The organism is Terriglobus sp. YAF25, assembly GCF_052113305.1.
Lineage (GTDB): Bacteria > Acidobacteriota > Terriglobia > Terriglobales > Acidobacteriaceae > Terriglobus.
In genome coordinates this window covers 1-1,904 of sequence record NZ_JBFRCY010000819.1, presented here as the reverse complement: position 1 = coordinate 1,904, position 1,904 = coordinate 1, and the positions used below count along the sequence as shown (strand labels likewise).

Annotated in this window: 2 protein-coding genes; one reads left to right on the top strand and one right to left on the bottom strand. The window is 55.8% G+C overall.

The window, feature by feature from the left end; translation table 11 throughout:
• Window positions 1-592 (top strand): ABC transporter substrate-binding protein (locus AB4043_RS24110; protein ID WP_442308333.1); only part of this gene is annotated, 592 nt, incomplete at its 5' end.
• A 63-nt stretch (window positions 593-655) separates the two neighbouring features.
• On the opposite strand, the gene rocD is transcribed toward AB4043_RS24110, so the two are convergent.
• On the bottom strand, window positions 656-1,870 hold the full coding sequence (gene rocD, locus AB4043_RS24105) for an ornithine--oxo-acid transaminase (protein WP_442300769.1): 1,215 nt from the start codon (window positions 1,868-1,870) through the stop codon (window positions 656-658).
• Window positions 1,871-1,904: the final 34 nt, after the last annotated feature.

The following is a 1,904-nucleotide window of genomic DNA, read 5'->3' as shown; positions in this document are numbered from 1 at the left end:
GGCTGAGATCACAAAAGAGGCTATCCATCGCGGCCTACCCGTGCTCAATTTCAATCAGCGCAATGTGTCGGAAATCTTCGAATTCATCGAACTGATCGCTCGGCTGGTAAATCAGCAAGAAAAGGGAAGGCAACTCGTTGCTGCGTACCAATCAGAGTTGGAGAAAATTGCATACGCGGCTGCAGCCTTCAACTGGCGACCGCGCGTGTTTTTCGAAGAATGGAATGATCCGCTCATCAGCGGAATTGAATGGGTAGAGGAACTGATTGAGCTTGCGGGCGGGGAGCCGATCTTTCCAGAGTTTCGTAAGCAGCGGAAAGCAAAGGATCGGGTGGTTGAGCCTGAACAAATTGTTCAACGCAATCCAGATGTAATCATCGCATCCTGGTGTGGAATGAAGGTCGACATAAATGCCATCTGTTCTCGTCCGGGTTGGGACGCAATTGGGGCTGTCCGCAACGGCCGTGTATACGAGGTGCCTTCCTCACATATCCTGCAGCCGGGACCGGCGTCCTTAACCGATGGAATTCGAGAGTTACATCGAATTCTTAAGGACGTCACTTCGAGTGCTCCGCCACCGGGGTGTTCTTAATCCGGCAGAGCGCGAAGTCGCATTCGATCATGCTGGTAGGGTGACAAGTTTACGGCGACAGCTCTACATCTCTTCGATGACGTTAGCGATCCTTTCCAAGCCCCAATCGAGATCGCCGGGGCTGATCGTAAGCGGTGGTGCAATACGAATAACCTTTTCGTGCGTCTCCTTGCAGAGAACACCGTGATCACGAATCCGCTCGCAGAACGGCCTTGCCGGCACGTTGAGTTCTATGGCCAGCCACAGACCAAGGCCACGAACGTCAACCACGTGCTTGCTACGAATCTGCTTTAGATGTGCGAGAGCGTGGGCGCCTAATTCCGCTGATCGCGTGGGAAGATCTTCGTCGACAACAACACGGAGGGCCGCCCGGGCGACGGCGCAGGCCAGCGGATTACCGCCGAAGGTGCTGCCATGATCTCCGGGTTGAAACACCCCGAGGACTTCATGCGATGAGAGTACCGCCGACACAGGATAGAACCCTCCAGAAAGGGCCTTGCCAATGATGAGGACATCAGGCCTGATCTGGTCATGCATGTAAGCGAAGAGCTTACCTGTGCGTCCAAGGCCGGACTGGATTTCATCCAGGATCAGCAACACATTGTTCTCCCGGCAGATGCTCGCTACTTCACGAAGATAGCCGGCTGGAGGAAGGATAATTCCGGCTTCACCCTGGATAGGTTCGACGAGGAAAGCACAGGTGTCGGGTGTGATCGCGTTGCGTAACGCTTCGACGTCACCAAAGGGGACGTTCCGGAAGCCCGCGGAGAATGGGCCAAAGCCGTCGCGATACTGCGGCTCGGTAGAAAAGCCCACGATGGAAATCGTTCGTCCATGGAAGTTGTTGGCGCAGACGATGATTTCGGCGCGGTTCTTCGCTATTCCTTTGACCTTCTGGCCCCATTTGCGGGCCGCCTTGAGAGCCGTTTCAACTGCCTCGGCCCCGGAGTTCATGGGCAGCGCCATGTCGAACCCCGTAAGATCGTGCAGATCGCGGAGCAGCAAAGGGAGTTGCGTGTTGCGAAAGGCACGTGAAGTCAGGGCTACCTTGCCCGCCTGTTCCGTCATGGCACGAAGAATCGCAGGGTGGCAGTGACCCTGATTCACCGCGGAATAGGCGGCGAGAAAGTCCAGATAGCGCCGTCCTTCGACGTCGGTGACCCAGGCGCCTTGCGCGCTCTCAATGACAACATCGAGCGGATGATAGTTGTGGGCGCCATACTTCTCTTCGAGCGCGATTAGATCGTTAGCGGCGGAATACTGCGATGTCAGTTGCATGGTCTCACGGGGTGATTCAGCGGTTGTAGATGCA